This is a genomic window from Paraburkholderia ginsengisoli NBRC 100965 (assembly GCF_000739735.1).
Classification (GTDB): Bacteria; Pseudomonadota; Gammaproteobacteria; order Burkholderiales; family Burkholderiaceae; genus Paraburkholderia; species Paraburkholderia ginsengisoli.
Window position 1 is genome coordinate 883,731 of record NZ_BBJF01000004.1, and the last position, 25,781, is coordinate 909,511.

General features: G+C 64.3%; 21 protein-coding genes, 2 tRNA genes and 1 pseudogene. 13 read left to right on the forward strand and 11 right to left on the reverse strand.

The genetic code is table 11. The annotated features are described in order from the left end of the window. Nucleotides 1-4 precede the first annotated feature (4 nt). The 3 genes from BGI01S_RS08030 to BGI01S_RS08040 all read left to right on the forward strand — a co-directional run bounded on the left by BGI01S_RS08030 (nt 5) and on the right by BGI01S_RS08040 (nt 3,016). Entirely contained in the window at nt 5-1,066 is a 1,062-nt protein-coding gene (locus tag BGI01S_RS08030; protein WP_174447389.1) for a quinone-dependent dihydroorotate dehydrogenase, read from the forward strand. 152 nt (nt 1,067-1,218) lie between these two features. After that, nucleotides 1,219-2,013, forward strand: coding sequence for a cystine ABC transporter substrate-binding protein (locus BGI01S_RS08035; protein WP_042323957.1), 795 nt, complete (start codon nt 1,219-1,221; stop codon nt 2,011-2,013). A 343-nt stretch (nt 2,014-2,356) separates the two neighbouring features. Then, on the forward strand, nt 2,357-3,016 hold the full coding sequence (locus tag BGI01S_RS08040; protein WP_042323959.1) for an amino acid ABC transporter permease: 660 nt from the start codon (nt 2,357-2,359) through the stop codon (nt 3,014-3,016). Between the two features lie 54 nt (nt 3,017-3,070). Here the strand turns inward: BGI01S_RS08040 and lepB are convergent, their stop codons facing one another. The 5 genes and pseudogenes from lepB to BGI01S_RS08065 all read right to left on the reverse strand — a co-directional run bounded on the left by lepB (nt 3,071) and on the right by BGI01S_RS08065 (nt 7,355). After that, nucleotides 3,071-3,769 (reverse strand): signal peptidase I, encoded by a 699-nt coding sequence (lepB, locus tag BGI01S_RS08045; RefSeq protein WP_042323961.1) that lies wholly within the window; start codon nt 3,767-3,769, stop codon nt 3,071-3,073. Between the two features lie 122 nt (nt 3,770-3,891). After that, nucleotides 3,892-4,890 (reverse strand): Gfo/Idh/MocA family protein, encoded by a 999-nt coding sequence (locus BGI01S_RS08050; protein ID WP_042324504.1) that lies wholly within the window; start codon nt 4,888-4,890, stop codon nt 3,892-3,894. Between the two features lie 156 nt (nt 4,891-5,046). Beyond that, nucleotides 5,047-5,766, reverse strand: coding sequence for a FadR/GntR family transcriptional regulator (locus BGI01S_RS08055; protein ID WP_042323963.1), 720 nt, complete (start codon nt 5,764-5,766; stop codon nt 5,047-5,049). 507 nt (nt 5,767-6,273) lie between these two features. Then, nucleotides 6,274-6,588: pseudogene (locus BGI01S_RS29455) on the reverse strand (cupin domain-containing protein); the annotation flags it as partial. A gap of 233 nt (nt 6,589-6,821) precedes the next feature. Continuing rightward, a complete protein-coding gene (locus BGI01S_RS08065) occupies nt 6,822-7,355 on the reverse strand; it encodes a GNAT family N-acetyltransferase (RefSeq protein ID WP_042323966.1) in 534 nt (177 codons plus the stop codon). A gap of 329 nt (nt 7,356-7,684) precedes the next feature. On the opposite strand from BGI01S_RS08065, the gene BGI01S_RS08070 reads away from it, so the two are divergent. From BGI01S_RS08070 to BGI01S_RS08105, 8 genes are all read left to right on the forward strand, one after another. Continuing rightward, complete coding sequence (locus tag BGI01S_RS08070; protein ID WP_042323968.1) at nt 7,685-7,936, forward strand: acyl carrier protein; 252 nt, start codon at nt 7,685-7,687, stop codon at nt 7,934-7,936. Next, nucleotides 7,933-9,204: an acyl-CoA dehydrogenase family protein gene (locus BGI01S_RS08075; protein ID WP_042323971.1), complete on the forward strand. Its 1,272-nt coding sequence runs from the start codon at nt 7,933-7,935 to the stop codon at nt 9,202-9,204. The genes BGI01S_RS08070 and BGI01S_RS08075 overlap by 4 nt, the downstream gene beginning before the upstream one ends. Continuing rightward, nucleotides 9,205-10,278 (forward strand): amino acid--[acyl-carrier-protein] ligase, encoded by a 1,074-nt coding sequence (locus BGI01S_RS08080; RefSeq protein ID WP_042323973.1) that lies wholly within the window; start codon nt 9,205-9,207, stop codon nt 10,276-10,278. Nucleotides 10,279-10,325: 47 nt separating this feature from the next. Next, nucleotides 10,326-11,342 (forward strand): DUF1839 family protein, encoded by a 1,017-nt coding sequence (locus BGI01S_RS08085; RefSeq protein ID WP_232624374.1) that lies wholly within the window; start codon nt 10,326-10,328, stop codon nt 11,340-11,342. 48 nt (nt 11,343-11,390) lie between these two features. Next, nucleotides 11,391-14,087 (forward strand): glycosyl hydrolase 2 galactose-binding domain-containing protein, encoded by a 2,697-nt coding sequence (locus tag BGI01S_RS08090; RefSeq protein ID WP_042323977.1) that lies wholly within the window; start codon nt 11,391-11,393, stop codon nt 14,085-14,087. 620 nt (nt 14,088-14,707) lie between these two features. Then, entirely contained in the window at nt 14,708-15,442 is a 735-nt protein-coding gene (locus BGI01S_RS08095) for a Crp/Fnr family transcriptional regulator (RefSeq protein ID WP_006048767.1), read from the forward strand. A 36-nt stretch (nt 15,443-15,478) separates the two neighbouring features. Next, nucleotides 15,479-16,864: an undecaprenyl-phosphate glucose phosphotransferase gene (locus BGI01S_RS08100; RefSeq protein WP_042323979.1), complete on the forward strand. Its 1,386-nt coding sequence runs from the start codon at nt 15,479-15,481 to the stop codon at nt 16,862-16,864. Between the two features lie 2 nt (nt 16,865-16,866). After that, nucleotides 16,867-17,820, forward strand: a complete 954-nt coding sequence (locus BGI01S_RS08105; RefSeq protein ID WP_042323981.1) for a glycosyltransferase family 2 protein — start codon at nt 16,867-16,869, stop codon at nt 17,818-17,820. 280 nt (nt 17,821-18,100) lie between these two features. Here the strand turns inward: BGI01S_RS08105 and BGI01S_RS08110 are convergent, their stop codons facing one another. The 6 genes from BGI01S_RS08110 to rnr all read right to left on the reverse strand — a co-directional run bounded on the left by BGI01S_RS08110 (nt 18,101) and on the right by rnr (nt 24,918). Next, nucleotides 18,101-18,523: a helix-turn-helix domain-containing protein gene (locus BGI01S_RS08110; protein WP_042324506.1), complete on the reverse strand. Its 423-nt coding sequence runs from the start codon at nt 18,521-18,523 to the stop codon at nt 18,101-18,103. Then, nucleotides 18,520-18,681, reverse strand: coding sequence for a type II toxin-antitoxin system HigB family toxin (locus tag BGI01S_RS30995; RefSeq protein WP_322786960.1), 162 nt, complete (start codon nt 18,679-18,681; stop codon nt 18,520-18,522). The genes BGI01S_RS08110 and BGI01S_RS30995 overlap by 4 nt, the downstream gene beginning before the upstream one ends. Before the next feature lie 311 nt (nt 18,682-18,992). Continuing rightward, nucleotides 18,993-20,201: a glycosyltransferase gene (locus BGI01S_RS08115; protein ID WP_042323983.1), complete on the reverse strand. Its 1,209-nt coding sequence runs from the start codon at nt 20,199-20,201 to the stop codon at nt 18,993-18,995. A gap of 473 nt (nt 20,202-20,674) precedes the next feature. Next, complete coding sequence (rpiA, locus tag BGI01S_RS08120; protein ID WP_042323986.1) at nt 20,675-21,370, reverse strand: ribose-5-phosphate isomerase RpiA; 696 nt, start codon at nt 21,368-21,370, stop codon at nt 20,675-20,677. 88 nt (nt 21,371-21,458) lie between these two features. Beyond that, a complete protein-coding gene (gene rlmB / locus BGI01S_RS08125; protein WP_042323987.1) occupies nt 21,459-22,202 on the reverse strand; it encodes a 23S rRNA (guanosine(2251)-2'-O)-methyltransferase RlmB in 744 nt (247 codons plus the stop codon). Between the two features lie 214 nt (nt 22,203-22,416). Next, a complete protein-coding gene (gene rnr / locus BGI01S_RS08130; protein WP_042324507.1) occupies nt 22,417-24,918 on the reverse strand; it encodes a ribonuclease R in 2,502 nt (833 codons plus the stop codon). 305 nt (nt 24,919-25,223) lie between these two features. Between rnr and BGI01S_RS08135 the strand changes: the two genes are divergently transcribed. Then, a tRNA-Leu gene (locus tag BGI01S_RS08135) sits at nt 25,224-25,310 on the forward strand. A 225-nt stretch (nt 25,311-25,535) separates the two neighbouring features. Further along, nucleotides 25,536-25,622, forward strand: a tRNA-Leu gene (locus tag BGI01S_RS08140). Nucleotides 25,623-25,781 lie beyond the last annotated feature (159 nt).

Sequence of the window (25,781 nt, forward strand, 5' to 3'; positions counted from 1 at the left end):
TAAAATGGCGGGTTCCCATTTTTCGGCCGCCCGGCTTCGTCCCGTGTTCAGTTCCCTCTACCCGCTTGTACGCGCCCAACTCTTTCGCATGGACGCGGAAGACGCTCACCACCTGACCTTGCGCATGCTCGGCGCCGCCGGACGCACCGGCCTTGCCGGCGCACTCGCGCCGCATGTGCCGGACGCGTCGCGCACGGTGATGGGGCTGACGTTCCGCAATCCGGTCGGGCTGGCCGCGGGCCTCGACAAGGACGGCGCGTGCATCGACGGACTGGCCGCGCTCGGCTTCGGCTTCATCGAGGTCGGCACCGTGACGCCGCGCGCGCAGCCGGGCAACCCGCGCCCGCGCATGTTCCGTCTGCCGCAGGCGCACGCGGTGATCAACCGGATGGGCTTCAACAACGCGGGCGTCGACCAGTTCGTGCAGAACGTGCAGGCTGCGCGCTATCGCGGCATTCTCGGGCTGAACATCGGCAAGAACGCCGACACGCCGATCGAGCGCGCCGCCGACGACTACCTTTACTGCCTCGAACGCGTGTACCCGTTCGCGAGCTACGTGACGGTCAATATCTCGTCGCCGAACACGAAGAACCTGCGCCAGTTGCAAGGCGCGGGCGAACTCGACGCGCTGCTCGCGGCGCTCAAGGACAAACAGCAGCGCCTCGCCGACATGCACGGCAAGCTGGTGCCGCTCGCACTGAAGATCGCGCCGGACCTCGACGACGAGCAGGTCAAGTCGATCGCCGACACGCTGCTGCGCCACAAGTTCGAAGGCGTGATCGCGACCAACACCACGCTGTCGCGCACGGCGGTGACCGGCATGCAGTACGGCGATGAAGCCGGCGGCCTGTCGGGCAAGCCGGTGTTCGACGCGTCGAACGAAGTGATCCGCAAGCTGCGCGCCGAAGTCGGCGAGACGGTGCCGATCATCGGCGTCGGCGGGATTTTCTCGGGCGAGGATGCGCGCGCGAAACTGGCGGCCGGCGCGTCGCTGGTGCAGCTCTATACCGGCTTCATCTATCGTGGACCGGCGCTGGTGGCGGAATGCGCGCAGGCGCTGCGCTAAGCCACGATCTCACGACCCGTCACGGAGCGTCGCGCGCTTGCGGCGGTCCATGCCCCGGTAATATAGACATACACAAACGGTATTTTGGTTTCAATAGCCCGTTTTGTTATGCTCTCGTCCGTTAAAACGCCAGACGAACAACAAGGAACACGATGAAATTTGGCCTGCTGAAAAAGCTTCTGGTCGCCGGTCTGATCGGCGCGTCGTTCACCGCCGTCGCCGCGCACGCGGAAGACCTGCTCGACCAGGTCAAGCAGCGCGGCACGCTGCGCATCGGTCTGGAAGGCACCTTCCCGCCGTTCAACTCGAAAGCGCCGTCGGGCGAACTGGTCGGCTACGACGTCGACATCGCCAAGGCGGTCGCCGCGAAGCTCGGCGTGAAGCCGGAATTCGTCACGACCGAATGGAGCGGCATCATCGCCGGCCTGCAGGCGGGCAAGTTCGACGTGATCGTCAACCAGGTTGGCATTACCGACGCGCGCAAGCAGGCGCTCGACTTCTCCCCGGCTTACACGTACTCGGCCGCGCAACTGATCCAGCGCAAGGACGACACGCGCGAGTTCAAAACGCTCGAAGACCTGAAGGGCAAGAAGCTCGGCGTCGGTCTGGGCACGAACTACATGGACATGGCGAAGTCGGTGCCGGGCATCGACGTGAAGACGTATCCGGGCGCGCCCGAATATCTGCGCGATCTGGCCGCCGGGCGTCTCGACGCGGCGCTCAACGACCGTCTGATGCTCGCGTATCTGCTGAAGAACTCGCAACTGCCGCTGCGTACCGGCGCGAACGTCGGCGCGGGTAACCCGTCGGGCATCCCGTTCCGTAAGGGCAACCCGAAGTTCGCGAAGGCGATCGAAGACGCGATGACCCAGCTCGAAGCGGACGGCACGTTCGCGAAGATCTCGGACAAGTGGTTCGGCATCGACGTCAGCAAGCCGATCAAGTAAGGCGCCACGGGTGAAACGAAGGGCGGCATCGGCGACGATGCCGCCCTTTGCGTTTGTGCCGGCGTGGCTCGCTGCATTGCTGGCTCGCCGCATCATGGCCCGGTCATGGCCGCATCATGACCGAAACGCCGCGGCATCTTCGCGTTGCGGTGGCGCGCGAAGGCTTCCGCCCTCACGCGTACGGCGTCGTCAACGCACCTCCGGATCGCGCCCGATTGACTGCCCACCTGTCTTCGCGCAAGGATGCGCGCTACCCCGCCAGCAACTTACGCCACGGCACCCGCGCTTTAACGCCCGCCAAAGTTTATGATGTGCGCTTTGTGCGCCAACCAGACCACCGCTCATGTCCACCACCTCCCTGCTCGTCCAATCGCTACCTGTGCTCGCACAGGGCGCAGTCCTGACGGTCAAGTTCGCGGTTCTGTCGATGATCTTCGGCCTGATCGCCGGCGCCATGCTCGCGTTGATGGGCATCAGCCACAACCGGCTGCTGAACTGGATCGCGCGCATCTACGTGAGCGTGATGCGCGGCACGCCGCTGCTCGTGCAGATCTTCGTGATCTATTACGGCTTGCCGAGCTTCGGCATCTCGCTCGATCCGACGCCGGCCGGCGTCATCGCGTTGTCGGCAAACGTGGCCGCGTATCTGTCCGAAAGCATGCGCGGCGCGATTCTCGGCATTGCCAGCGGGCAATGGCTCGCCTCCTATAGCCTTGGGCTCTCGCGCCGCCAGACGCTGCGCTACGTGATCGCGCCGCAAGCGTTGCGCATTGCGGTGCCGAGCCTGTCGAACAGTCTGATCAGCCTGATCAAGGACACCTCGCTGGTGTCGGTGATCACCGTGACCGAACTGCTGCGCAGCGCGCAGGAAATGATCGCGTCGACCTATCAGCCGCTGCCGCTCTATCTGGCCGCGGCCGCGGTGTACTGGGTGCTGTGTCAGGTGCTCGAATGGGCGCAGCGCTGGTACGAACGACGCCTCGCGCTACCGTCGCGTCATTGAGCGCCACTGAGCGCTGCCGAGCCCCACTCAGCGTCTGGCGGTAGCTCGCGCGGCCTAACGGCCGGCGAGCGGCGTGGCCGCGTCCAGCGGCGCGCCGAAGCGCTCGAAGCGCGGCTCGCAGTAGTGGTCCGGATCGAGCGAGAACGCGACGCGCCGCGCGCGGCCCATCAGTTCCTCACGCGCAAAGAAGCCGAAGTAACGCGAGTCGGCGCTGTTGTCGCGATTGTCGCCGAGCATCAGATACTTGCCAGGCGGCACCACGACCGGCCCGAACGAATCGCGCGGACTCGGCGCGTCGGGCGCGAGCCGCACCGTATGCGCGACGCCGTCGAAACGCTCGGTCAGATAGTCGCCATGAGACACCGCGTCGCCCGGCAACGGGGCGAGTTTCAGCGGCCGATAATCCGCACGCACGCCGTTCACGTACAGCACGTTGTCGCGCATCGCGACGCTGTCGCCAGGCAAGCCGATCAGGCGCTTCACGATCAGCTCGTGCGCGGCCGACGAATCGATCGTGACGATATCGCCGCGCTGCGGATCGTGCAGATGCGCGATCGCGATGTGCGTGAGCGGCACGCGCAGATCGTAGGCCATCTTGTCGACCACGATCCTGTCGCCTTCGCGGATCGTCGGCAGCATCGAGCCGGTCGGCACGACGTTCCAGTCGGCCACCGCGCTGCGAAACAGCACCATCAGGAAGAGAAACGCGACGAGGCTCTTGTTGTCGCGCCACAGCTTGTTGAGCATGCGCATGGCAAGCAGCTCCTTTGCAAGGGATTCGAAAGCGCGGGCGCGCCGGGCGTTGCGTATAGACGGCCCGCGCGAATCGTACCACTGGGGCCCGGCCACGCGCGTCTTCGCACGCCCTGCTCCGCTCACTCCCCCGCGAACCTAAGCCCGAGCGCCGCGCGCGCCGCATCCGCCATCGCGATCATCTGCAATGATTTCGCGTGAGGCATCACCGGACTCTCCAGTTGCCCCGCGCGGATCAGCTCGCAGAAGTGCGCGGTCTCGTAGTTCAGGCCGCCGCCCGTGAACGGCTCGTCGAGTTCGACCACGCGGCCGTCGGCGTAACGGATCGTCGCGCGCGACGGATTCCACCACGGCTCGTGGATCGTCACGTGACCGCCTTTGGCCATCAGCAGCGCATCGCCCTTGCCGTGCAGATCCAGCCCGCAGAAAAGCTGCGCGATGCCGCGCTCGTGCCGGCTGTTCAGACTCGCGAACGTATCGACGCCCGTCGAGCCGAGCCGCCCGAGCGTCTGCACTTCGTGCGGCGCGCCGAGCCAGTCGACCGCGAGGAACATTTCGTAGATCCCGATATCGAGCAGCGCACCACCCGCATGCTCGAACGACAGCGACGGATGATCGTCCGGCACGCCCGGCACCGAACAGCCCGCGCGCACGAGGCCCACGTCGCCGATCGGGTCGGCCGCGAGATGCTCGCGCAATTTTGTGTAGAGGGGATAGAACGGCGGCTTCATCGCTTCCATGAAGAGCCGTTGCGCGGCGCGCGCGGCATCGAGCACGCGTTCGAGTTGCGGCCGGTTGATGGTGGCGGGTTTTTCGCACAGCACGTGCAGGCCCCCTTGCAGCGCGGCGATCGCGTAGTCGGCGTGGCTGTCCTGCACGGTGGCGATATACAGCGCGTCGATCCCGCTCGCGAGCAGCGAGTCGAAACTCTCGCACACCTCGCCGCCGAATTCGTCGGCGAAGGCCTGCGCCGGTTCCGCGCGACGCGACCACAACGCGCCGAGTCGTGCCTGCGGCACATGAGCCAGCGCCTGCGCAAAGCGGCGGGCAATCCGGCCCGTTCCGACAATCCCCCAGCGAATCACGCGGTCCGAGGGGGCTTCCTGTGTTGCGATCGTCATCGTTTCTTCGAGTCCATGCGGTTCAGAACAGGCGCTATTGTCGCGCATGCCGAACACGGACGCGCGGACATGGGCTTGCGCCCTTCGTGATCCGCTGTCCCGCAGGAAAGATCGATGCGCGGGCCACGGCCGCGCAGATGCTCAGTCACGCGTGGCTCAGGCGCGCGTGGGCGGCTCGTCTGAAAATCTGTCGCCGACTTCTCCAGCCGTATAGTCGATCAATGCCAGCGACGCTATTTCGGCCTCCTTCGGATCGCGCCGCTCGATTGCTTCGAGCACGCGCTGATGCGAACTCACCGCGCCCTCCCACAGGCCGTCCTTGTCAGTCAGGATCGGGTTCACGGTCGATAGCGCGCCGCGCACGATCGCCGCCATCTGCTTGAAGAACTGATTGCCGCTCGCCACCACGATGCGGGTATGGAACAGTTCGTCGGCTTCCTGATAGCCGGGCTCGCCTGGGCGAATCGCGCGAAACGCGTCGAACGCTTCGCGAATCGCCGCGATGTCCGCGGCGCCGCCACGCGCAGCGGCCTGCGCCGACGCCCGCGGTTCGATCAGGATGCGAAACTCGATCACGTCGCGCAGAAACAGCGGATCGGGCTTCGCGCGAAACCGCCAGTTCACGACGTCCTCGTCGATCATGCGCCAATCGCTCATCGGCCGGATGCGCGTGCCGATTTTCGGCCGCACGTCCAGCATGTCGCGCGCGAGCAGCATCGACAGCGCCTCGCGCATGACGGTCCGGCTGACGTCGAACTCCTTCGACAGCACGTCCTGCGGTGGCAGGATAGCGCCGTACTTCTCTTCGACGATGCCGGTGACGAGCCCGTCCATCACTTTGCTCACCAACGATCGATCTTTATTTGCCTGCTCCATGACACTCTCCCCGAAGCGGTGTTTTCCCCGCGTAGCCCGTTGAATTGATCGGCCCTATCGTGTCGTTTTTTATGCGATCCGCAACTTCTTGACGATACGTTGCTAGCTTCAAAACAGATACGCCAGTTGGGACACTTCCTGACAGGGTTATCCCTCTGAAGAATTGTTTCTTCCATGTAACGCCACACGTTTCGACGGGCCATAAACTTGCGTGTCAAGCGTGCCTGCGTTGCGGAATTTGCATAGTGCGAATACGCACGTAGTGGACGCAATTGTCTGATTTGCAGGACCGCACGGCGAGCGGCTGGCGGATAGGGACTGGCGGGATGAGCGAGCGTGACCGGAGTTGGCGGATGTCGCCGGGCGTGGTCGCGGGGAGCGGTGCGAGTCATGAGAAACGTATATGGGCTCGGGGCGCACAGAGACACGCAGAGACACACGGCGGCACGCACGGGCGCGGCGTGCGCATGACGGCCGCCGATGCATGCGCGTGCATTGCATCGCGCTTCAGTGCGAAGTGCCCTTGCCGGGTCGCGGGTCCGCGCTCACCTGAGCGCGGCCATACCGGTCGTCGAAGCGCACGATGTCGTCCTCGCCGAGATGGCCGCCCGATTGCACCTCGATCATTTCGAGCGGCGTCTTACCGGAGTTCTCGAGCCGATGCGTGACGCCGAGCGGAACGAAGGTCGACCGATTCTGCGTGAGCAGGAAGCGCTTCTCGCCGCGCGTAACGAGCGCTGTGCCGCGCACGACGAACCAGTGTTCCGCACGATGCTGACGCATCTGCAAACACAGCCGTCCGCCCGGCTTGACGACGATGCGCACCGGCCGGCTGCAATGTTCGAGGCGCTGGCGCGATAGCGGCCGAAGCCACGTGCCCGACCCGCCCGCGAGAATCGCCGGTTGCACGGAAAACCGCGTGCGTGTTCCGGCGACGCCCGCTTCCACCTCGAGCGAATTGCCTGGTTCTACGATGCGGTTCTTGAACGGTTCCCGACGACGTCCAATCTGCCTGGTTAGCAGTGCTCACGCGATTGGCGACATGATCGGTGCCGTCATAGCAGCTCGAACGTGTTGACGATCGACTCGCCGTCACGCGTGCGGCGCCGCGCGCCGAAGCGCGGCTGGGTGCTGCGCACCTGGCGCGTGAGGCCGATGAACGGCACGCCATGTTCGAGGTAAGGCCCTTCCGTCTTGCGAAAACCGAACTGCTCGTAGAAGCCGCGCAAACCGAGCGGCGCGCTCACTCGCGCAGCGTGTCCCGGCCAACGCTCGGCGATCGCCTCCAGCACGCGTTCGATCAGCAGCTCCGCAGTGCCGTCGCCGCGCCGCAACGGGCTCGTCAGCACCTTGTCGATAGTGATTTCCGGATCTTCCGCATCGCCGGGTTGCACACGTGCGTAAGCGAGAATCGGCATCGGCCGGCCCATGTCCTCCACCGCGAACACGTGTAGCGCGTTTTCATCGCGGCCGTCCGCGTCGAGACAGACATGCGATTGTTCGACCACGAACACCGCGCTGCGCGCCCGCAAAATCAGATACAACTCGCGAGCACAAAGCTGATCGAATTCCAGCGTCTTCCAGTTCATTACGTTCCCCAGCGGTTCAGTAAGTTCAACGGGGGCGGCGGCGCTCGCTGCCCTCGACGGCCTGGTTCAACATCCCGGCTCGTTGTCATGGCTACACGGTACGTCCGCGAAACGCGTGCTTCCGTGCGCCATCGCACTGACGCTCGGGGTTCGCAATCCTTTAATACGTTCCGGAGCGCGATGTCGCGTGCGGCAATACGATGCCGCGACCCACGCGCCAGGCGCGGCGGCGATGACCGCCCGGCCGAAACACGCGGAAAGCCGCACACGTAAAAGCGTTTTTCGCTCACTCCTTCCAGGACCGTTGGACCACCAGGAGGCACCGCACCATGAAGACAGCATTGCGACGCATCATTTCCGAATCCGCCCGTCTGGACGTGCCGGTCGACAGCCTCGCCGACGACGCCGATCTCTACGCGGCCGGTCTGTCGTCGCTGGCGACCGTGCATCTGATGCTCGCCATCGAAGATGAATTCGACATTGAAATTCCGGACCGCCTGCTGACGCGTCGACTTTTCTCCAGCATCGATTCGATGGCTGCTGCAATTACCGAATTGCAGCAGGGCAAGGCCGCAGCATGAACGCGCCCTTGCCGGATGCGGCCCCTGCCGCAACGCCAGCGCCCGACGGCGCTGAGGCGGCCGTCGTGCTGACGACGGTCGAGGCCGAGCCCGGCTGGCGCGCGGCCGCGCATCGCTGCACTGCGGTAGCCGCGCAGTTCGCCGACGCGGTTGACCGCGAGGCCCGCTTTCCCAGCGAAGCATTCGACGCGCTAAAGCGTGAACGTTTGCTCTCGGCGATGGTGCCGGCCGCTTGCGGCGGCGCGGGGCTGTCGCTCGCGGACATCGGCGCGATCTGCGAGACGCTCGCGCAGGGCTGCGCGTCGACCGCGATGATCTATGCGATGCATCAGATCCAGGTCGCGTGCATCGAAGCGCATCGCGGCGAATCGGCGTGGCATGCGCGGCTGCTCGCGCAACTGGTCGAGCATCAATGGCTGCTCGCCTCGGCGACTTCCGAGGAGACCATCGGCGGCAACATGCGCACGAGTGCCTGCTCGGTCGAGCTCGATGGCCCGAGTTTTCGCATCGAAAAGCTCGCGCCGACGATTTCGTACGGCGCGCACGCGGACGGCATCCTCGTCACCGCGCGCCGCACCGCGGAGTCGCCTGCCGCCGACCAGGTGCTGATCGTCGCGTTGCGCGAGAACACGCAACTGGAAAAACGCGGCGGCTGGGACGCGCTCGGCATGCGCGGCACCTGCAGCGAAGGCTTCCGGCTCGTCGCAACAGGACTCGCCGAACAGATTCTCGCGACACCGTTCGCCGAGATCGCCGACCAGACCATGCTGCCGGTCTCGCACACGTTGTGGGCGTCGGTCTGGACCGGCATCGCAAGCGACGCGGTGAATCGCGCGAAAGCGTTCTTCCGCGCTCAGGCGCGCGCGACGCCCGGCTCGATTCCGCCCTCGGGCGTGCGCCTGGCCGACGCGGTCGGCCTGTTGCAGATGATGCAGGCGCGCCTGTCGGTCGCGCTCGAAGCGGCGCGCGCCGCGCACCAGGCACGGCATGACGGCCCGCAGGCCGATGCGCCGCTTGCCGCGTTGCTCGGCTTCGCGTCCGACATGAACACGCTGAAGACCAGCATCTCGACCACCGCGCTGCAAGTCGTCCAGCAAGTGCTGATGATCTGCGGCATGGCGGGCTACAAGAACGGCACGCCGTACAGCGTCGGGCGCCATCTGCGCGACCTGCACTCCGCGCCGCTGATGATCAACAACGACCGCATCGCGCAGAACACCGCAAGCCTGTTGCTCGCGCAGCGTCCTGCCGCCCCGGGGAAAGCCTGAATGAACACGATGACCGATACCGCCGCGGCCGCAGCCGCTGCCGCTCATGGCGTGGCCGATGCGAGCGCCGCGCCGGACTTTCGCGACGAACTGCTGGCCGCCGGCCTGCTGATCGATACCGGCGAAAACGGCCTGTACGGCCGCAGCCAGATCTTCGAGGACGTGCTGGAGCGCCTGAACGTCGCGATCACGCATCTGGGCGCGGACCAGCAACCGGAAGTGCTGCGCTTTCCGCCGGCGATGCGCCGCACCGATTTCGAAGACAGCGAGTACCTGAAGAGCTTCCCGAATCTCGCTGGAACGATTCATTCGTTCTGCGGCGACGACCTCGGTCATCGCCAGCTTTTGCGCGCGCTCGACGAAGCGACGGCCGCCAGCGACAGCGACGACGAACGCAGCGACGCATGGATGGCGCAGCAGAAGCCCACGCGCGTGGTGCTGACACCCGCCGCCTGCTATCCGATCTATCCGGTGATGGCACGGCGCGGCCCGCTGCCCGTCGAAGGCCGCACGATCGACGTGCTGTCGTACTGCTTCCGCCATGAACCGTCGCTCGATCCCGGCCGCATGCAGATGTTCCGGCAGCGCGAATATGTGCGCCTCGGCAGCGCCGACCAGGTGATGGCGTTCCGGCAGATGTGGATCGAACGCGGCTCGCTGCTGGTGACGCTGCTGCAGTTGCCGCTCGAAGTGGATCTCGCCAACGATCCGTTCTTCGGCCGCGGCGGCAAGATCGTCGCCGACAGTCAGCGCGCCCAGGCGTTGAAGTTCGAACTGCTGATTCCGATTGCCGACCCGCGCGGCAAGACTGCCTGCCTGTCGTTCAACTATCACATGGACCACTTCGGCGCGATCTGGAAGATTGCCTGTGAAGACGGCGCGGTCGCGCATACCGCTTGCGTCGGCTTCGGCATGGAACGCATCACGCTCGCGCTGTTCCGTCATCACGGTCTCGACGTGAACAAATGGCCCGGCGACGTACGCGCGCTGCTGTGGGGCGACACCGAAGCGCGCGTTGCGCAAGGCATGCAGGTCATGCTGGCGAATGCGCAACCCACTGGAGCCGGCGCATGAACCCCTCGCTGACACAGGTGCCGATGGACACGTCCAGCGCTTTGCCGATGTCCCGGCGCGTCGAGCTGTCCGCTCGCGACAGCGCCGCCGCGCCGGCATCCGTCACGCGCCCGCGCGAACACGTCTCGCATGCGCTCCACCAGGGCGAACGCGTGTGGCAGGAGACCAACTGCTACGTCGATCTGTGGATCGAACTGTTGCACGGCTTCGGGCTCGACCCGCGCGCGGCATTCGCCTTTACCGTCACGCAGGATTTCGAAGGCGACCAGTTCACGTTCTTCAAATTTCCACTCGAAGACATCGAACGGCTGTACGGCACTCAGGTGCAGGAACTGGCGATCTACGATTCGCTCGAAGCCCGCGTGCTTGCGCAGACCACGCGCGGTCATACGGTGCTGGTCGAAGTGGACGGCTATTACCTGCCGAATACGCGCGCCACGTCGTATCGCCGCGAGCATCCGAAGACCACGATCGGCATCGACTTCATCGATCCCGCCGCGCGCCGCCTTGGGTATTTCCACAACACCGGCTATCACCTGCTCGACGGCGAAGACTACGACGGCGTGTTCCGCAAGCTGCCGCAATTCGCGCAGCAACCGGATCTGCTGTTTCCGTATGTGGAATTCGCCAAGCAGGCGCGACCCGCGCTCGAAGGCAGCGCGCTCGCGGAAGCGTCGGCGGAATTGCTGTGCGCGCATCTGCAACGCAGGCCGCTCGTCAATCCTGTTTCGCAATGGCGGGCCGCGTTTCCCGCGCATCTCGACATGCTGCTCGAACGCGGCGAGGCATTCTTCCATCCGTACTCGTTCAACCTGATGCGGCAGCTCGGCGCGAACTTCGAGTTTCTGTCGAAGTATCTGCTATGGCTGTCCGCGCAAGGCTTCGAGATGCCGGCGTCGATTCCGGCGGCGGCGCAGCGTATCGCGGGGGAGTCGATGGTGATGCAGTTCAGGCTCGTGCGCGCCATCGCGCGCGGACGCCGCGATGCGTGCGACGACTGCTTCGACGTGCTGGAAAGCGCTTATGAAGCGACGCTGCCGCCGCTCGCCGCGCTGGTGCGGTGACGCGCGTCGCGTACGTCGCGTACTGCAAAGACTTTTTGAGGATTCGCTGTGGATGCACCAACGCTCGATCCGTTGAGTGATGAAGGGGGCGGCGGTGCGACGACGAAGGCTGACGCGGCCGTTGCCGCGCACGTTGCCGCTGTCGATGAAACCGCGCGGATCGCTCGAAGCGCCGCCGACGGCAAGAGTGTTGCGCCGCCGGAGCCGACAGCGGCTCCATCACTCTGGCCGCAACAACTCGATACCGGCTGGCAGTGCGTGAGCACGGCGGCGGGCGCATGCGCATCGCCCGCCGATTGGCCCACGCACGGCTGGCTCGACGCGCCCGTGCCCGGCACCGTGGCCAGCGCGCGCCAGGCTGCGGGTCTGCTCGACATCGGTCACCCGCCCTCGCTCGCTTACGACGACCACTGGTATCGCGTCACGCTCACCGGTATCGGCAAACGCCGCTTGCGGCTGCACGGCCTCGCGACGATCGCCGAAGTCTGGCTCGACGGCATCAAACGTCTCGACTGCGACTCGATGTTCATCGCACATGATCTGGACATCGAACTAAATGGCAGCGCCACACTTGCGCTGTGCTTTCGCTCCTTGGCACCGGCGCTGGCAGCGAAACGCCCGCGTGCGCGCTGGCGGCCGCGGCTCGTGTCGCCGCCGACGCTGCGCAACGTACGCACCACGCTGCTCGGTCATATGCCGGGGTGGTGTCCGTCGATACACGCGGTCGGTCCATGGCGTCCGATCGAACTGCTCGGCGACACGCCGCACGCCTTCGATACGATTGATCTGACGAGCCGCATCGAACGCGATGACGGCGTTGTTTCACTCACGCTACGTTTTGCGCTTGCGCACGATGCCGCTACCTGCGCCGCGACGCTCAAATGCGGGACCGCGGTTGCGTCTTTGCAATGGCGCGATGCCCATACGCTGACAGGCTGCGTACGCGTGCCGCATGCGCAACGCTGGTGGCCGCACACGCACGGCGAGCCGACTTTATATCCTCTGACGTTGCAACTCGATGACGGCTGCGCGAGCTCTCACGCTTTGGGTTCGATCGGCTTTCGCAGCCTCGACGTGCAACGCGGCGCCGACGGCGCGGGCTTCGCACTGCACGTCAATGGCGTGCCGGTGTTTTGCCGCGGCGCATGCTGGACCAGCGCGGACCTCGTCACGCTCGCCGGCACCGACGCGCAATTGCGTCACACGTTCGAGCTGGCCCGCGCGACGGGCATGAACATGCTGCGCGTGGGCGGCACGATGCTGTACGAGTCCGACGCGTTTTATGCGCTCGCCGATGAATACGGCGTGCTCATATGGCAAGACTTCGCGCTGGCGAACTTCGACTATCCCAACGATGCGGCATTCCGCGCGTCGATCGAAAAAGAAGCCACGCAGTTTCTGACGCGCACGCGACGCTTCGCGGCGCTCGCCGTGCTGTGCGGCGGCAGCGAAGTGGACCAGCAGGCAGCGATGTTCGGCCTGCCGCCGTCGCTGCGCGCGCAGCCTGTGTTCACAGAACTGTTGCCCGCAATCGTTTTACGCGAACGTCCGGACGTCCCCTATATCGCCAACTCACCGACGGGCGGTGCGTGGCCGTTTTCGACTGACGAAGGCATCACGCACTACTACGGCGTAGGCGCGTATCAGCGTCCACTCGACGACGCGCGCCGCGCGCGGGTGCGCTTCGCCGCGGAATGCCTCGCCTTCGCCAACGTGCCCGACGACGCAACCTTGCACGACGCGCTCGGCACCATTCATTCGCACGATCCGCGCTGGAAGGCCGCCGTGCCGCGCGACCCCGGTGCGGGCTGGGACTTCGACGACGTGCGCGACCACTATCTGCGCACGCTGTACGGCGTCGAGCCGGCGCGGCTGCGCTATGAGGACGCCGGGCGCTATCTGGATCTGTCGCGCGCGGTAGTGGCCGAAGTGATGAGCGACGTGTTCGCCGAATGGCGACGCGCGGACTCGACGTGCGGCGGCGCATTGGTCTGGCAACTCCAAGATTTGCGCGCGGGCGCGGGCTGGGGTGTGATCGACGCCACAGGACGGCCCAAGAGCGCGCTGCACGGCCTCGCGCACACGCTGCAACCCCTACAGGTCACGCTCACCGACGAAGGGCTCAACGGCCTCGATATTCATCTGATCAACGAACGCGCGCAAACGTTTAGCGGACGACTCGAACTGGTGTGTCTGCGCGATGGCAGCGTCAAGGTCGCGTCCGCGAGCTGCGCTGTCGAGTTGCCGCCGCGTAGCACGCAACGTATCGGCGCGGCTGCCTGCCTCGGCCAGTTCTTCGACTTCACGCACGCGTATCGCTTCGGCCCGCGCGCGCACGACGTGACGTTGGCGACACTGCGCGACGCAGCGAGCGGCGAAATCGTTTGCGAGGCCTTTCATTTGCCTGAGCGACGCGTGAGCGAGTCGCACGACCTCGGTCTGACAGTCGCCGTGCAACGCTGCGAAGACGGCTGGCAACTCGTCATCGAAGCGCAGCGCTTTGCGCGCTTCGTTCATATCATTGACCCGCACTACCGTGCAGCGCGCGACTGGTTCCACCTCGCGCCGCAACGTCCCTTCATCGTGCCGCTGATTCCTCTGACGTCATTCGCGTCGCAGGAACGAATCGTTGCGCACACATCCAGCCCCGCGGTTAACGCTGATGCAACATGCGCGACACCTGCAGGCGAAGTCCGCGCGATCAATGCGATATCCGCCACGTTCTATCGCTGGGTGTCGTCCTGATCTAGGTGCGGCTTCGCGAGGCGCGTAAAACCTCATGCTGCACGAGACCATGTGTCTGGTTTGTTGACTCACTGTTGGTTTTCACGCGACTTCCGGACGGTCATCGAGGTACTCCGTGCGGCACCGTACGCAGAGCGTTGAACACATCTGAATCAATTCCGGCACATCGCGGACAGCGCATCACAACGCGCGTGCAAGGGCTCCCTCAACTCTGATACGCCTGCCCCATGACTCCCATCAATCGCCTCGAAGGCAATGCCATCAAAGGCTTCGGTCGTTTGAAGCAAGCCCGCGAAAGGCGGACCTCCAGACGGGTCGTTGTACAGATTTGAAACAAAAATTCACATTTGGCTTCGCGCGTCGCTAAGGTTTGGTTCGCTGCGCCGCACCAGCACTCGTTTTCCCTTGCGTTGGCACGGTCCTCGCTAATAGCTAAGCGCAACGCAGCGTCACCGCAAGCAGGGTCCACAAAAACGGCGGAGGCGCACCAGGCCAATACGGGGCCGAGTCTGTTCATCCCTTTGCTGCTCGCCAGGCAGCGCGTCGTTCATTACGGATGCGGACATCGGATCAAAAAACAGAAAGCCGCGCACAACGCGCCTTTCACGCGAGGACCGATCATGTTGACACTTCAATCCGATCTGCACGGTAACCATTTGCTTGGAGCACTGCCGTCGCACGAATGGCAAGCGCTAGCTCCTCACCTCGAACTGGTTCATCTGCGTACCGAGCAGTTGCTGTGCGACTCCGGTCAACGCATTCATCACGTCTACTTCCCGACCACTGCGATCATCTCGATGCTCTCGACGATGGAAGACGGCAGCTCGGTCGAAATCGCCGCGGTCGGCCGCGAAGGCATGACCGGCGTGCCGGTGCTCACCGGCGGTGAAACCATGCCGAACCGCGTGCAGGTGCAGTGCGCCGGCTTCGCGTACCGGATGAGCGCACAGGCGCTCAAGCAGCAATTCGCGCGCTCGGATTTCCTGCGCCGCCTGATGCTGTTGTACATGCACGCGCTGCTCACGCAAGTCGCGCAAACCGCCGCCTGCAACCGTCATCATGCGCTGAACAAGCAACTGTGCCGCTGGCTACTGATCGAAGTGGATCGCGTCGCGTCGAACGATCTCACCGTGACCCAGCAACTGATCGCGGACATGCTCGGCGTGCGCCGCGAAGGCATCACGGAAGCGGCCGGCAAGCTGCACGACGAAGGCCTGATTCATCACAGCCGCGGCCACATCAAGGTGCTCGACCGCAAAGGCCTCGAAGCCCGCGCATGCGAATGCTACGGCCTCGTCAAGCGCGAATTCGACCGTCTGCTGCCGCGCCTGCGTCAAGCCGAAACCGTCGAATAAGACACGGTGCCGCTCGACTACTGGATAAACTCAAATATGTTCAGGAATACTACGCGGATACTCGACGCGCTATTCGTGATTGCCGGAAGTCTGCTCGGGCATTGGCTGCGCTTCTCGACGCCGATCGAGTTGTCGGACACCGAGCGTCTTCTGATCGCTTTCAACTGCGTGCTCGTGCTGCTGTTGTTTCCGGTTTTCGGGGTGTATGAAACGTGGCGCGGCAAGGCACTGGCGCCGGTGCTGGGGAGAATCTCCGCGGCGTGGCTGGTGGTGGTCGCCACCGGCCTCGTGCTGGTATTCACGCTGCACCGTATGGACGCGGTGTCGCGCTTGTGGTTCGGCTATTCGACGCTGATCTCCGGCGCGATGATCATCGCCACCCGCTGCGCGATGCACGGAGTGCTGCGTAGCGTGCGGCGCCGCGGGATGAATTTCCGCACGGTCGCGATCGTCGGGGCACCGGGCTTCTCGCGTACGCTGCTCGCGCATCTCGAACATGCGCCGCAAGCCGGTTTCAAACCGGTGTGCGTGTTCGACACCAGCATCGAAGGCGCCGGCAACTACGGCGTGCGTCTGAACCGGCTGCCAGTGCTGACCGACCTGGATGCGTTCGTCAGCAAGGTGCGCAACGAGCGCGTGAGCGAAGTGTGGCTCGCGTTGCCGCTTTCCGAAGAACATACGATCTATCGCTTCACGCACCTCTTCCGGCACGACTTCGTGAATCTGCGCTTCATTCCCGATGTACGCAGCCTCTCGCTATTCAATCACGCGCTAGTCGATGTCGTCGGTTTGCCGACGCTCAATCTGAGCGCGACGCCCTTCTCGCCGCCGCAGATGTGGCCGAAGCTGATGTTCGACCGGCTGTTCGCGGCGCTCGCGCTGCTCGTGCTCGCACCGGTGTTCATCGTGCTCGGGATCGGCATCAAGCTCACGTCGCCGGGGCCGGTGTTCTTTCGTCAGACACGTAAGGGGATCGACGGCCAGCCGTTCGGCATCTACAAGTTCCGTTCGATGACCGTTCACCACGAAGCGCACGGCCAGCTCACCCAGGCCTCGCGCAACGACGCGCGCGTCACGAAACTCGGCGCCTTCATGCGCCGCACCAGTCTCGACGAGCTGCCGCAGTTTCTCAACGTGTTGCTCGGACAGATGTCGGTAGTGGGTCCGCGTCCGCATGCGATCGAACACGACGATCTCTACAAGGATCAGGTGTACGGCTACATGCATCGCTACCGGATCAAGCCCGGCATTACCGGCTGGGCCCAGGTGAACGGCTATCGCGGCGCCACCACCAAGGTGGAAAAGATGGAGGCACGCGTCAAGTTCGATCTCTTCTACATCCACAACTGGTCGTTCTGGTTCGACATGAAAATCGTGTTCATCACGATCTTCAAGGGCTTCGTTGGCCGCAACGCATTCTGAGCATGCCAGTCAGGGAACCGTTCGTGAGAGTGTCGGTGATCGTGCCGACGCATCGGCGCACGGCCGACCTGGCTCGTTGTCTCGCGGCACTCGACGCGCAGGAACGACGCGCCGACGAAGTGATCGTGATCGCGCGCCACGACGACTACGCCACGCTCGACTGGCTGCGCACGCGCGAAGCCAACCGGCCCGATCCGCGCCGCTTCGTCGTCCTGCTGCGCAAGCCGGGAATGGTGGCGGCGTATAACCTCGGCATCGAAAGCGCGAGCGGCGACGTGCTCTGCTTCACCGAAGACGATGCCGCGCCGCATAGCGACTGGATCGCGCGGATCGCTCGCGCGTTCAACGGCGATCCGACGCTCGGCGGTCTCGGCGGACGCGACATCGTCCATGAACGCAACGGCATCCCGCAAGGCCACACGCCGCGCGTGGGCCTCGTGCGCTGGTATGGGCGCGCCATCGGCAATCATCACCTCGGTCATGGCGAAGCGCGCCGGGTCCACGTACTCAAAGGCGTCAACATGGCGTTTCGCCGCGAGGCCATCGGCGCGCTGCGTTTCGACTCGCGCCTGCGCGGCAACGGCGCGCAAGCTCACTGCGAAATGGCCTTCAGTCTGGACGTGCAACGGCGCGGCTGGACCCTGGTCTACGATCCGTCGCTGCTGGTCGAACACTTCCCTGTCCAACGCGGCGATGAAGACGCGCACTGCGCATTCAACGACGCCGCCTTCTATAACGCGTCATTCAATCTCCGGCTCATCATGTGCGAATATCTGACGCCGCACGGCCGATGGGCCTTCGTCGCTTACTCGACGCTGATCGGCGATCGTGCGGACCCCGGCTTCCTGCGTGCGTTGTCGCTGGCATTCGAGCGCGGCGGCATGGCGCTCGCGCTTCGCAAGTGGCGCGTGGGTTTGCGCGCGCTGCGTGGAGCGTGGCGGGCCGCGGTGCGCTGAGCGGACAAAGCAGCGGCTTCACGCGCGAAGCTCCCAAGGTCGGCGTATAGCGGCTCGAATCGACGAGCGCGTAGCCGTGGTGTTTCCGTAGCGGGCCACGGACAAGCGGCGCACTCCACTAGCTCAATCAGAAGCGGCCGCCCATGCAGCGGCGCCGACGCCAACGGCTGAACTGCCAGCCGGCGGCGCCGGCGTCGGCGCACATGAGACGGGTCGCGGTAAGCGAGCGCAGCTTACTGTCCCGCACAGCGCGCGGCACGCGGCCCGCGCTGCGCGAGCTTCACAGAAACGCGCTGACGTCGGTATTGAAACGCGCGGCCAGTGCCTTGGCCACCTTCTTGCTGATCGCGCGGCGCCCCGCGAGAATATCGCTCACCACGGTGGGCGACGCGATGCCTATCAGGTCCTTCTGCCTGAGTCCGTGCGTCTCCAGCAGACGCCGCAATACCTCGCGCGGCTCCGCCTTTGGAAGCGTCATGTGGTGCGCTTCCCATCTTTCGACCAGATCCTTAACGATAGTGAACAGGTCGACAAGTGGATCTTCCTTGTTGCCCTTCAGATGATCAGCCAGCGAGTTGGCCAGCCGCACCATCTGCTGGTAATCCTCGTCGGTGCGAATGGGTGTGATGGGCAGCTGGTTTTGCAGTGCCGCCCAGGTTTGGGCAAGGTCGGGAAAAGGTCCCGGAAGGCGATCGGCATTCATGAGTTTAAATTCTTCCTCGTCCAAAGGTCGTACTCCGCATGCGTCAAAACCTGCTTGACGAACGAATAACGACAACCTGTCATAGTGATCGCCGCGACGATCCTGGACCGGTTGCCGCCTACATCGAAAACGGTGTATTGCGGCGGCACGTGGTCCACGCCGGGGATGTCTGCTTCAGGTCGTTATAGCCATACGTGAGGCAAGCCTGCATCAGTGAGTGCCGCGTCAATACCGCGCTGCGCGCCCCCGTATGTCTGTTTATTAGTCCAGCAACGCCTTCTTTGACATGACCCGCGTTGTCCCTCCCCGCAGGTATCCGCGCATCGAACACGCGTGCTACCCACGAGGCCAAACGAAGCGGATCGACAGCGATAGCCAGCCGAACGCCATTCTCCGAACGGCTGCTTACAGCCTACTGCGGTACGACGAAAGTCATTTCACGTGCGCGTGCTGCCTGCACATCACAGCCCTAGCTGCTCCTGGTTGCGGATTTGTCCTGCCATCCGACGTCTTCGGCGGCAAGATCCTGCTCTGTGCTTTCCACCGTCCCCACGCGCTGCCGCACACCGGCGGCGGCAAGCGTGCGGGTGACCTCGGCCATGAACGCGCGCCGGAAGACCGCTGCCGAAAACCGTTCGGCATTCGCACGGCAAGCCGCCGGCGTGATGCGTTCGCGCAGCCGTTCGAAGCGCTCGACCGCGTCGCGCATCGACGCGACCGTTTGGGATCCGAAATAAACGCCGCTCGGATGCGCCTCGCCGAGCGGCACTACCCTGTCGAGCGCCTCGCCCCTGGCGAACGCAATCACCGGCGTGCCGCAGGCTTGCGCCTCGAGCGGGACGATGCCGAACGCTTCGTCGGCGGCCGACACGAAGGCTCGCGCGCGCTGCAGATAATCCTTCAACACCTCGCGCGGCTGCGAGTCGAGAATCGTCACGTTCGGTCCCGCGCTGGCGCGCAGCGGCGCCATCTGCGACGCGTCGCCGATCACGACCAGCTTGCGCTGCGGCATCGCATTGAAAGTCGCGACGATCAGATCGAGCCGCTTGCCCGACACGCTGCGCGCCACGCTCAGATAGAAGTCGTCTTTCTGCGTGCGCAGCTCGAATTCATGCACGTCGACCGGCGGCGGAATCACGGCGGCCTCGCGCCGGTACGTCTTCATCATGCGTCGCGCGGTGCTATGCGAGTTCGCAATCAGGCTGTCGACGCTGTCGGCGGAACGCGCGTCCCAGCTGCGCAAATAATGGAGCCACACGCGCGCGGCCCACGACTTCGGCCCTTGCGTCAAATTCGCCTCGCGCAGATAGCGGTGTTGCAGATCCCACGCGTGGCTCACCGGAGCATGCACATAACTCACATGCGTCTGCTCCGGACCGACCCGCACGCCTCTCGCCAGCACGCGTGAACTCGTGAGAATCAGGTCGTAACCCGACAGATCGAACTGTTCGATCGCGCGCAGCATCAACGGCAGATACGCGCGATAGCGGCGCCGCGCGAACGGCAGGTGCTGGATGAACGACGTCGTGACGGACTTGCCGCGAAGCGGCTGGCGGTCTTCGAGAAAATCGACGAGGCTGAACAGGTCGGCGTCGGGAAAGCACTCGATGATCTGCGCGAGCACTTTCTCCGCACCGCCGGATGCGACGAGCCAGTCGTGCACGATCGCCACTTTCATGACCTCTCCTAGCTGTCGAAAATCACCGCTTTGGCCTAACGAAGAGTGTATGTGTCACATTCCGTGCTGTGCGTGCGGGTGCCCACATTCGACGCGTGACAGTCCGCGAATAATTGGCTGTAGGTGTGTGTGCGAGGGAGAAGCGAGGGCTTTCCCGCGGCGAGCAGCCGTCGGGGAGACGGCCGCGTCAACGCGACGGCTGGCCGGTAAAAACATGATCACGGCGCAGCCTCGTTCGCGTTGGCTGTGGATCAGCGCGTTGCGCGCCGATCAGGCGCAAACATAGCATCTCGCGAAGCGAGGTCGATGGGTTGAGGCGAAACGCTGGAAGAACCGTCGTTGGCGTTTCGGTGGATCGGTATTCGCAGCATCGCACGCAACCGTCAGGCAAGCCGCACTAAGTGCAAACGATCCGGACGAGGCGCGCGCGACCCGCTCAGCGCAAGTTCGCGCGCCTCGTCACGACGCGTCGATCAGCCGTGGCTGCACTCAATCGTCTCGACGCCGGTATCCATGCCGAGCAGGCACAGATTCGCGCCGCGGCCCGCGAACAGGCCCACGGTCACCACGCCCGGCCACGCGTTGATGTGCGTTTCCAGCGTGCGCGGGTCGCTGATGCGCAGCCCTTTGACGTCGATGATTTCGTTGCCGTTGTCGGTGATGAAAGGCACGCCCTCTTTCGTCACACGCACCACCGGCACGCCGCCCAGCGCCGTGACGCGGCGGCCGATCGCGGTGCGCGCCATCGGCACCACTTCGATCGGCAGCGGGAAGTTGCCGAGCGTGTCGACCAGCTTGCTGGCATCCGCGATACAGACGAACACTTCCGACACCGACGCGACGATTTTCTCGCGCGTCAGCGCGCCGCCGCCGCCTTTGATCATCGCGCCGCTGCGGTCGATCTCGTCGGCGCCGTCGACGTACACCGGCAGCGAATCGATTTCGTTCAGGTCGAGCACCTTGAAGCCGTGCGATTGCAGACGCGCGGTGGTGGCGAGCGAGCTCGACACCGCGCCGCGATAGCGCGCCTTGTTGGCGGCCAGCGCGTCGATGAAGCAGTTCGCGGTGGAGCCGGTGCCGACGCCGATCACCGAGCCTTCGGGCACGTTGGCGTTGACGTAGTCGGCGGCGGCCTGGCCGACCAGTTGTTTCAGTTCGTCTTGAGTCATGGGAGAGGCTGACAGGCAGTTTTTAAAGCATTAAAAGCGGCTAGTTTAGCGGAGTGGCGCGCGAGCGCCGGGCGCTTACGTCGGGCGATTACTTCTTCACCGCCCGCTGACGCACCGCTTCGAACAGACACACGCCGCTCGCCACCGACACGTTCAGGCTTTCGACCGTGCCGGCCATCGGAATCTGCATGACCACGTCGCAGGTATCGCGCGTGAGGCGGCGCATGCCCTCGCCTTCAGCGCCCATCACGAGCGCCACCGGACCGTCGAGTTCGGTGTCGTAAAGGCTCTTGGTGGCTTCGCCGGCCGTGCCGACGACCCACACGCCCGCGTCTTTCAACTCGCGCAGCGCACGCGCCAGATTCGTCACCGTGATGTACGGCACGGTATCGGCCGCGCCGCTCGCCACCTTCGCGGCGGTCGCGTTCAAGCCGACCGCGCGATCGCGCGGCGCGATCACCGCGTGCGCGCCGGCCGCATCGGCCACGCGCAGGCAGGCGCCGAGATTGTGCGGATCGGTCACGCCGTCCAGCACGAGGATCAGCGGCGAGCCGTTGATGCCATCGAGCAGCTCGGCGAGGTTCTGCGCGAGCGGCATGTCGCCCGCACGCGCCACCACGCCCTGGTGACGCTCGGTGTGAGCGAGACCCCACAGCCGCGTTTCGTCGGCGGCGATCAGGCGCACGCCGGCTTCCTTCGCCGTGTGCAGAAACTCGGTCATACGACGGTCTTTGCGCGTCGCGTCGTAATAAACATCTTCGACCGTCGACGCATCGTGCCGGATACGCGCGGTCACTGCGTGGAAACCGTATAAAACCTTGAGACGTGCCATGACTGAACAACCTTTGATTGAGCGCGATTACAACGTGCGCTGCTGTGATGAATACGAGTCTGTGTACTGCGTATGAATGCTTTACTTACCGGTCGCGTGCACGTATCTGCCGCACCTGACTTCGTTGCTTGCATGGCCGCGATAAAACGCAGACCGCGCGCAACCGGCACGTGGATACGTACCCGATGCGCGCGGTTCTGGCGGTCAAACCGCTTCAGCGTTTCTTGCGTGCCTGCGGTTTCGGCGTTGCCTTGGCCGCGGCGCCGTGCTTCTTCGCCGCGCCACGCGCGGCGCGCGCTTCCTTGACCGCCGCGGTCTGCGCAGGCGCGGCCTTCTTGCGCCGCGCGCCCTGCGCGGCCGCGCCGCCTTCGACCGGCGGCAACGCACGCACGCGCGCGCTGCCGTTTTCACCGGAACCCTTGTCGGCCGATGCCCCACGCGCTGCGGGCGGCTTGATCGGCGTGTCGCGCACGAGCCGGAAATCGATCTTGCGCGCGTCGAGATCGACGCGGCTCACCTGCACGCGCACCCGATCCGACAGGCGATAACGAATCCCGGTGCGCTCGCCGCGCAACTCGTTCTTGATTTCGTCGTACTGGAAGTAGTCGGAACCGAGTTCGGTGACGTGCACGAGACCTTCGATGAACAGCGAATCGAGCTGCACGAAAATGCCGAACGACGTCACGCCGTTCACCATGCCGCCGTACTCCTCGCCGAGCTTGTCGCGCATGAAATAGCACTTCAGCCAGGCTTCGACGTCGCGCGACGCTTCGTCGGCGCGGCGCTCGTTGGCCGAGCAATGCAGCCCGAGCTCTTCCCAGATCGCCACGTTGTTCGCGCGCGCCCGGCCGCGTTTTTCTTCGTCGGACTGCTGCATCGCGCGGGCCCGCGGCGACAGCGCCGTATTCAGCTCGATACCTTGCGGCGGCTCCGGCTGATACTTGCGGCCCTGCAGGATCGCGTAGATCGCGCGGTGCGTGAGCAGATCGGGGTAACGGCGGATCGGGCTCGTGAAGTGCGCATACGCCTCGTACGCGAGACCGAAGTGGCCGATGTTGTCCGGACTGTAGACCGCCTGCTGCATCGAACGCAGCAGCATGGTTTGCAGCATCTGCGCGTCGGGCCGCTCGCGGATCTGCGCCATCAGCGCGGCGTAATCGCTCGCGTGCGGGGTGTCGCCGCCGGCAAGCGTCAAGCCCATGCCGCGCAGGAACGTGCGCAGATTTTCGAGCTTTTCCGCAGTCGGTCCGGCGTGCACGCGGAACAGACCCGGATGCTTGTTGCGCTTGAGGAAGTCGGCGGCGCAGACGTTCGCGGCCAGCATGCATTCCTCGATCAACTTGTGCGCGTCATTGCGGGCGCGCGGCACGATCTGTTCGATCTTGCCCTGCGCATTGCAGACGATGTACGTCTCGGTCGTATCGAAGTCGATCGCGCCGCGTTTCTGACGCGCCGCGAACAGCGACTTGTACACGCCGTACAGATTCTGCAGTTGTGGCAGCAACGCGGCACGGCGGGCGGCTTCCGGACCCTTCGTGTTCTTCAGTACCGCGGCGACTTCCGTGTAGGTCAGACGCGCGGCCGAATGCATCACACCAGGATAGAACTGATACGCCTTCACTTCGCCGCGCGTGGTGACGATCATGTCGCACACGAGCACGCAACGGTCGACGTGCGGATTCAGCGAGCACAAGCCGTTCGACAGCTTCTCCGGCAGCATCGGAATCACGCGGCGCGGGAAGTACACCGACGTGCTGCGTTCGATCGCGTCGGCGTCGAGCCCGCTCTTCGGCAGCACGTAGTGCGACACATCCGCGATTGCGACGATCAGGCGGAAGCCCTCGCCGCGGCCGACCTGAACCGGTTCGCAATACACTGCGTCGTCGAAGTCGCGGGCATCTTCGCCGTCGATCGTGACGAGCGGCACGTCGCGCAGATCGATCCGGTGACGCGCGTCGACCGGACGGACTTCGTCGGGCAGCTTCGCGGCTTCGTCGAGCGCGTCCTGACTGAACTCGTGCGGCACGCCGTATTTGCGCACCGCGATTTCGATTTCCATGCCGGGGTCGTCGATATCGCCGAGCACTTCCACCACGCGGCCGAGCGGCTGCGAATGACGGCTCGGGAAATCGGTCAACTCGACCACCACCACCTGGCCGACCTTGGCCTTCTTGGTGTTCTGCGTGATCAGGATGTCGTGGCCGATGCGTTTGTCTTCGGGCGCGACGATCAGCGCGCCGTTCTCGTTGAGCAGGCGGCCGATCACGCGCTTGTTGGCGCGATCCGTGACTTCGACGATGTGCCCTTCCGGACGGCCGCGCCGGTCATAACCGACGATGCGCGCGAGCACGCGATCGTTGTGCATGACCTTCTGCATCTCGCCGGTGGGCAGGAACAGATCGTCCTGGCCGTCGTCGCGAATCAGAAAACCGAAGCCGTCGCGGTGGCCCTGCACGCGGCCCGCGACGAAGTTCGACGGATGGGTCAACTGATAGAGGTTGCGCTGGTCGAGCCGGATCTGGCCGTCGCGCTCCATCGCGCCGAGGCGCTTGAAAAATCCTTCGCGCTCCTGGCGCTTGATCGACAGGGCTTCGGCGATGTCGTTCGCGGCAAGCGGCGTTTCACTCGTGCGCAGGACGCCCAGAATTTCTTCGCGGCTTGGAATCGGATACGGAAATTTGCTCAAGGGCTTGTCGATGATTTTTTCTCGTTGCATGGACGTCGGTCGGCGATGTGGCTCGGCTGAAGAAGCGTTTGCGTTGCGCTTGAATTGCACCTGCATATGCACAGAAAAGACTGCTCGGGTCCGGCTCGTTCAAGGCTGAGTCGACTGGCGTGTGTGCACCGTGCCAACGAACTACTGCGAGGCATTCTAACACCCGTCTTGCGCGCCTAGCGGCCCGTCAATAGTCGCTGTGAAGCGCATGCAGGCTCGTCGCCGCGATGTTCGGGCAAGTTTTGAGAAACGCTTGACAGGCCCTAATCTGTCGCTATAATGGCGGTCTTTGCAGTTCATCACCTGCCCAGGTGGCGAAATTGGTAGACGCACTAGGTTCAGGTCCTAGCGGTGGCAACACTGTGGAGGTTCGAGTCCTCTCTTGGGCACCAGATTCAAAATTAGAGCCGCCTACGGGCGGCTCTAATTTTTGTGTGAAGCTACGCGGTTCGATTCACTCGTTGAGGCGATCGGTTTGCGTAGTTGGCAGGACGGTAGTTGAGCCATGAAGCATTGCTTCTTTGCACAACTTAACCGGGCGGTCGATAAAGTTTGTTTGAAGCAGGGATTGACAAACTTGATCGGCTCGCTAAAATAGCGGTCTAGCTTGAAGACGTGCCCAGGTGGCGGAATTGGTAGACGCACTAGGTTCAGGTCCTAGCGGTGGCAACACCGTGGAGGTTCGAGTCCTCTCCTGGGCACCACCCACCTTCAAGTGAAACGAAACACCCCGTTGAGCCTTCGTGCTTCGCGGGGTTTTTTGTTTCTAGCGCGCCGTTTCCGTTTGCGCTTCGCCAGTGGCTCGACGGCGAGCGACGCTCTTGCTTCGTTGCCTCTCATTTCATCAATTGAAGCGTTCCCGC

Excerpts from the sequence above, each read along its gene's own strand:
- BGI01S_RS08030 (WP_174447389.1), top strand. The coding sequence starts at position 5 with ATGGCGGGTTCCCATTTTTCGGCCGCCCGGCTTCGTCCCGTGTTCAGT.
- BGI01S_RS08035 (WP_042323957.1), top strand. The coding sequence starts at position 1,219 with ATGAAATTTGGCCTGCTGAAAAAGCTTCTGGTCGCCGGTCTGATCGGC.
- BGI01S_RS08040 (WP_042323959.1), top strand. The coding sequence starts at position 2,357 with ATGTCCACCACCTCCCTGCTCGTCCAATCGCTACCTGTGCTCGCACAG.
- lepB (WP_042323961.1), bottom strand. The coding sequence starts at position 3,769 with ATGCGCATGCTCAACAAGCTGTGGCGCGACAACAAGAGCCTCGTCGCG.
- BGI01S_RS08050 (WP_042324504.1), bottom strand. The coding sequence starts at position 4,890 with ATGACGATCGCAACACAGGAAGCCCCCTCGGACCGCGTGATTCGCTGG.
- BGI01S_RS08055 (WP_042323963.1), bottom strand. The coding sequence starts at position 5,766 with ATGGAGCAGGCAAATAAAGATCGATCGTTGGTGAGCAAAGTGATGGAC.
- BGI01S_RS08065 (WP_042323966.1), bottom strand. The coding sequence starts at position 7,355 with ATGAACTGGAAGACGCTGGAATTCGATCAGCTTTGTGCTCGCGAGTTG.
- BGI01S_RS08070 (WP_042323968.1), top strand. The coding sequence starts at position 7,685 with ATGAAGACAGCATTGCGACGCATCATTTCCGAATCCGCCCGTCTGGAC.
- BGI01S_RS08075 (WP_042323971.1), top strand. The coding sequence starts at position 7,933 with ATGAACGCGCCCTTGCCGGATGCGGCCCCTGCCGCAACGCCAGCGCCC.
- BGI01S_RS08080 (WP_042323973.1), top strand. The coding sequence starts at position 9,205 with ATGAACACGATGACCGATACCGCCGCGGCCGCAGCCGCTGCCGCTCAT.
- BGI01S_RS08085 (WP_232624374.1), top strand. The coding sequence starts at position 10,326 with ATGTCCCGGCGCGTCGAGCTGTCCGCTCGCGACAGCGCCGCCGCGCCG.
- BGI01S_RS08095 (WP_006048767.1), top strand. The coding sequence starts at position 14,708 with ATGTTGACACTTCAATCCGATCTGCACGGTAACCATTTGCTTGGAGCA.
- BGI01S_RS08100 (WP_042323979.1), top strand. The coding sequence starts at position 15,479 with ATGTTCAGGAATACTACGCGGATACTCGACGCGCTATTCGTGATTGCC.
- BGI01S_RS08105 (WP_042323981.1), top strand. The coding sequence starts at position 16,867 with ATGCCAGTCAGGGAACCGTTCGTGAGAGTGTCGGTGATCGTGCCGACG.
- BGI01S_RS08110 (WP_042324506.1), bottom strand. The coding sequence starts at position 18,523 with ATGAATGCCGATCGCCTTCCGGGACCTTTTCCCGACCTTGCCCAAACC.
- BGI01S_RS08115 (WP_042323983.1), bottom strand. The coding sequence starts at position 20,201 with ATGAAAGTGGCGATCGTGCACGACTGGCTCGTCGCATCCGGCGGTGCG.
- rpiA (WP_042323986.1), bottom strand. The coding sequence starts at position 21,370 with ATGACTCAAGACGAACTGAAACAACTGGTCGGCCAGGCCGCCGCCGAC.
- rlmB (WP_042323987.1), bottom strand. The coding sequence starts at position 22,202 with ATGGCACGTCTCAAGGTTTTATACGGTTTCCACGCAGTGACCGCGCGT.
- rnr (WP_042324507.1), bottom strand. The coding sequence starts at position 24,918 with ATGCAACGAGAAAAAATCATCGACAAGCCCTTGAGCAAATTTCCGTAT.